Here is a 2,915-nt window from a genome sequence, read left to right as displayed (position 1 = left end):
ATAATCTATTATACTTTGTTAACAAATGCGCAATATAATAATCCGGGATCTCATCGTTAATACGAATATCGAGATCGATATTATCCTGAACCAAATCAATTTGCCGATCGAAGAGTTCAAAATGGACCTGTAACTCAGGATAATTGCGCATCAATTCGGTAATCGCAGGTGCAATATGACTGCGGCCAAATCCGAAGCTACAGCCAATACGAATCATCCCTTCCGGGCGCGTTTTGATTTGCGTCACATCATCAATCAGGCGCTGATATTGCGTCAGGATCACCAGTGCCTGTTCGTAACAACGCTGACCGCTTTCCGTCAGCGCCACCCCGCGCGCCGAGCGGTTAAGCAGCGTAGTGCCGAGCGTAGTTTCCAGAATCTGGATCCGCTTCGTCACAAAGGCAGGCGTTTGTCCGAGGGCGCATGCTGCGGCGCTAAAACTGCCCGTATGGACGATTTCCACCAGCACCTGAAGGTCTTTGGCTAAGGGCCAGTTTTTGAGCATTTTTCGGGGTGTCCATGATAATTGATACCTGAAGTGTAATTCGCAATCTAAGGTTAATCTCTGCCTTTGCTCAATTTTCATCATCTTTCTTCAGCATCATTCACGAACTGTTAATTGCATATACACAGTGGCAAATAATATAAAACCACACATTCAATGATAGTTTGTGAGGGAGAATTTATTTCCAGACAAATAAAAGAACTGGAGTTGACATGATGAGCAATCAAAATAATCAAAATGCGGTTAATACGCTGACGGAAATAGTCGCCAATTTTACCGCCATGATTTCCACGCGCATGCCCGACGATGTGGTGGACAAATTAAAACAGCTACGGGATGCCGAAACCTCAAAGATGGGGCAAATCATCTACCACACGATGTTCGACAACATGCAGAAGGCTATCGATCTTAACCGTCCGGCCTGCCAGGACACCGGTGAGATCATGTTCTTCGTGAAGGTCGGCTCCCGTTTCCCGCTATTGGGTGAGTTGCAAAGCATTCTCAAGCAAGCGGTGGAAGACGCCACGGTGAAAGCGCCGCTGCGCCACAACGCGGTAGAAATTTTTGACGAAGTGAATACCGGTAAAAACACCGGTAGCGGCGTACCGTGGGTGACATGGGACATTGTCCCTGATGGCGAAGACGCGGAAATTGAAGTTTACATGGCCGGCGGCGGCTGCACGTTGCCGGGGCGCTCCAAAGTGCTGATGCCTTCCGAAGGCTACGAAGGCGTGGTGAAGTTCGTCTTTGAAAACATCTCGACGCTGGCCGTCAACGCCTGCCCGCCGGTGCTGGTCGGTGTGGGGATCGCCACCTCCGTTGAAACCGCCGCCGTGCTGTCCCGTAAAGCGGTACTGCGTCCGATCGGCACCCGCCATCCGAACCCCAAAGCGGCAGAGCTTGAATTGCGTCTGGAAGAAGGGTTGAACCGGCTGGGCATTGGCCCGCAGGGGCTCACCGGCAACAGTTCGGTGATGGGCGTGCATATTGAATCCGCCGCGCGTCACCCGTCGACCATTGGCGTCGCTGTCTCTACCGGCTGCTGGGCGCACCGTCGCGGTACGCTGCTGGTCCATTCTGACCTCTCCTTCGAAAACCTGTCTCACACCCGGAGCGCGTTATGAAAAAGATCCTCACAACCCCGATCAAAGCCGAAGACCTGGAAGACATCCGCGTTGGCGATGTGATCTATCTGACCGGTACGCTGGTGACCTGCCGCGACGTCTGCCACCGCCGCCTGATCGAACTAAAGCGCCCGATCCCCTACGACCTCAACGGTAAAGCGATTTTCCATGCCGGACCGATCGTGCGTAAGAACGGTGAAAAATGGGAGATGGTCTCCGTCGGCCCCACCACCAGCATGCGCATGGAAGCCTTTGAAAAAGAGTTCATTGAGCAGACGGGTGTCAAACTGGTGGTGGGTAAAGGCGGCATGGGGCCGCTAACGGAAGAAGGTTGCCAGAAGTTCAAGGCGCTACACGTGATCTTCCCGGCAGGCTGCGCGGTGCTGGCAGCCACTCAAGTGGAAGAGATCGAAGAAGTGCACTGGATGGAGCTCGGTATGCCGGAATCGCTGTGGGTTTGCCGGGTGAAAGAGTTCGGTCCGCTGATTGTCTCTATCGACACCCACGGCAACAACCTGATCGCCGAAAACAAAAAACAGTTCGCCGAACGTCGCGGTCCCATCGTCGACGAAATCTGCGAACACGTGCATTACATCAAATAACCCTTCCGGAGAGGCCTCGGCCTCTCCCTCTTTCGCAGGGATACGACAATGGCACCTTTATCTGGTTGGTGGCGATATCTGGCTCCGCTGGTGGTCATCGCCATTATTGCTGTTTTGCCCGTCCCCACCGGTCTTGAGAGCCACACCTGGCTCTACTTTGCGGTCTTTACCGGGGTTATCGTGGGACTCATTCTGGAACCGGTACCCGGCGCAGTCGTGGCGATGATTGGGATATCAATTATCGCGGTTCTCTCGCCGTGGCTTTTGTTCAGCCCCGAACAACTCGCCCAGGACGGATTCAAATTTACGTCCAAAGCGCTCTCGTGGGCAGTTTCTGGTTTTTCTAACTCGGTGATCTGGTTGATTTTCGCCGCCTTCATGTTTGGCACCGGCTATGAAAAAACCGGCCTCGGTCGGCGTATCGCGCTGATGCTGGTGAAAAAAATGGGGCACCGCACGCTGTTTCTCGGCTACGCGGTGATGTTCTCCGAGCTGATTCTTGCTCCCGTTACACCGTCTAACTCCGCACGCGGCGCAGGGATCATCTACCCGATTATCCGCAACCTGCCGCCGCTCTATAATTCAAAACCCAACGATCCCAGCGCCCGTTCCATTGGTTCTTATATTATGTGGATGGGGATCACCGCCGACTGCGTGACCAGCGCCATTTTCCTGACGGCGATG

At 53.6% G+C, this 2,915-nt stretch carries 4 protein-coding genes; 3 read left to right on the top strand and 1 reads right to left on the bottom strand.

Going from position 1 to position 2,915, the window contains the following annotated elements; genetic code table 11:
- Positions 1 to 505: LysR family transcriptional regulator (locus tag AB7E14_RS22325; RefSeq protein WP_428169980.1), on the bottom strand; the 505-nt coding region annotated here is incomplete at its 3' end.
- 212 nt (positions 506 to 717) lie between these two features.
- Here AB7E14_RS22325 and ttdA point away from each other — a divergent pair.
- From ttdA to AB7E14_RS22310, 3 genes are all read left to right on the top strand, one after another.
- On the top strand, positions 718 to 1,629 hold the full coding sequence (gene ttdA, locus AB7E14_RS22320) for a L(+)-tartrate dehydratase subunit alpha (protein ID WP_086512708.1): 912 nt from the start codon (positions 718 to 720) through the stop codon (positions 1,627 to 1,629).
- A complete protein-coding gene (ttdB, locus tag AB7E14_RS22315) occupies positions 1,626 to 2,231 on the top strand; it encodes a L(+)-tartrate dehydratase subunit beta (RefSeq protein ID WP_042324302.1) in 606 nt (201 codons plus the stop codon). The genes ttdA and ttdB overlap by 4 nt, the downstream gene beginning before the upstream one ends.
- Positions 2,232 to 2,279: 48 nt before the next feature.
- A partial coding sequence (locus AB7E14_RS22310; RefSeq protein ID WP_428169979.1) for a DASS family sodium-coupled anion symporter occupies positions 2,280 to 2,915 on the top strand: 636 nt, incomplete at its 3' end.

Origin of the sequence: Citrobacter sp. (genome assembly GCF_050252275.1) — a bacterium.
Taxonomy (GTDB): Bacteria; Pseudomonadota; Gammaproteobacteria; order Enterobacterales; family Enterobacteriaceae; genus Citrobacter_A; species Citrobacter_A amalonaticus.
Note: the sequence above shows the minus strand (reverse complement) of the source record. Positions and strands in the feature narration are given on the sequence as shown.

Bases quoted from the DNA above. Each gene is read 5' to 3' on its own strand.
- ttdA (WP_086512708.1), top strand. From the start codon at position 718: ATGATGAGCAATCAAAATAATCAAAATGCGGTTAATACGCTGACGGAA.
- ttdB (WP_042324302.1), top strand. From the start codon at position 1,626: ATGAAAAAGATCCTCACAACCCCGATCAAAGCCGAAGACCTGGAAGAC.